Raw genomic sequence first — 1,259 nt, 5'->3', positions numbered from 1 at the left:
TCAAGCATACCGAGCTGGGACCGGAGGGCGTTTACCGCTATTATTCCACCCAGCGGCCCGTGGACATAGGAACTTACCCGAAGCCGCCGGATAACCAGCCTCTTTCCATTGTCAACTACGATGACGACAGGCGGCGTCCTGTGGCAGACGGCAGGCTGATGGCATGGGGCGAACTGACCTATGCAAAACCGCTGACCGAAAAGCAGATGGAGGATTATGAACTGAAACCAGCACCGGGCAATCCTGACCGGGTGCGCCCATCCATTACCGCCCGGCTTAAAGAAGGAACCAGAGGGCAGAAACCCCCGAAGGAGCCCGGCCAGAAGCGGAGCCATAAAAACCATGAGGAACGATAAAGGAGGAACGCCATGCACGAAAAAGACAACTATCTGAAAACCGCCGAGCTCTCCACGGAGCAGAACTGCAACATGATCGACGGCGTACCCAACAACACGCCCATCCCACCCACGCCCCCGGAGCTGGACGCAAAACCGCTTGATAAGGTAAAGGAACCCAAAGAGCGCCGGAAAGACCGGGAGCTGGAACGCTGATGGAGAACCGCAAGCGGAATGTCCATCTGCACGTCATGGTAACGCCGGACGAGCTGGCAGCCATCCATGAACGGATGCTGAGGTGGGCATTTCTAACGCCGGGGCTTATGTACGGAAAATGGCTCTGAATGGGTATATCCTGCACATCGACCTTGCGCCCGTAAAAGAGCTGATCTCTCTGCAACGGCGCTGTTCTAACAATCTCAATCAGGTTGCCATACACGCACATACCTATGGCGTGTACCCGGAGGAAATCGACGGATTGAAGCGGGACTATGAAAAGCTGTGGGGCGAGGTGTCAAAGGTGTTGCGGGAGCTCTCCGAGCTGGTGGCAAAGTAAGACGAGGGCGGCAGGCTTCCGTTGCGGGGCTTGCCGCCCTGCTCTTTTTTTACCACTTCGGGCCAGTATGACCCGAAGGTTTGGGACAGGATTTACTAATCTTTCGCAACATTTATGTCCCCGGGCAGGCATGATAAAATAGAGGTAGGAAGGATAGATAAAGGAGGTTTTGAAGATGAAGATACTGCTGAAAATATTGGTTGCTCCCTTTGCTTTAGCGTTGTCCCTTCTGGCGGCTCTGCTGGTGTTCCTGTTTGATATTTGTGCCGTCCTGCTGACGATTGCCTCTGTGATCCTGGCGGTGCTGGGTGTCGCTCTCTTTTTCACGCCGACGCCCATAGGCGGGATTGTATTTCTGTTTCTTGCCT

General features: G+C 54.6%; 2 protein-coding genes and 2 pseudogenes. All 4 read left to right on the top strand.

Annotated elements, in window-relative coordinates:
- Window positions 1-356 (top strand): annotated as a pseudogene (locus DW965_RS18720) (hypothetical protein); the annotation flags it as partial.
- Between the two features lie 12 nt (window positions 357-368).
- Window positions 369-551 carry a DUF4316 domain-containing protein gene (locus tag DW965_RS18715; protein WP_117506403.1) on the top strand — a complete coding sequence of 61 codons (183 nt, stop codon included), beginning with the start codon at window positions 369-371 and terminating at the stop codon, window positions 549-551.
- Window positions 551-891, top strand: a pseudogene (locus tag DW965_RS18710) (plasmid mobilization protein). Before DW965_RS18715 ends, DW965_RS18710 begins: the two are co-directional and overlap by 1 nt.
- A gap of 175 nt (window positions 892-1,066) precedes the next feature.
- Window positions 1,067-1,259: hypothetical protein (locus DW965_RS18705; protein WP_119198678.1), on the top strand; the 193-nt coding region annotated here is incomplete at its 3' end.

The sequence above is a fragment of the Blautia sp. AM47-4 genome, from assembly GCF_003479865.1.
In the GTDB taxonomy this organism is placed as follows: domain Bacteria; phylum Bacillota; class Clostridia; order Lachnospirales; family Lachnospiraceae; genus Fusicatenibacter; species Fusicatenibacter saccharivorans.
The sequence above is the reverse complement of the archived record's forward strand: the minus strand, read 5'-3'. Positions and strand labels throughout refer to the sequence as shown.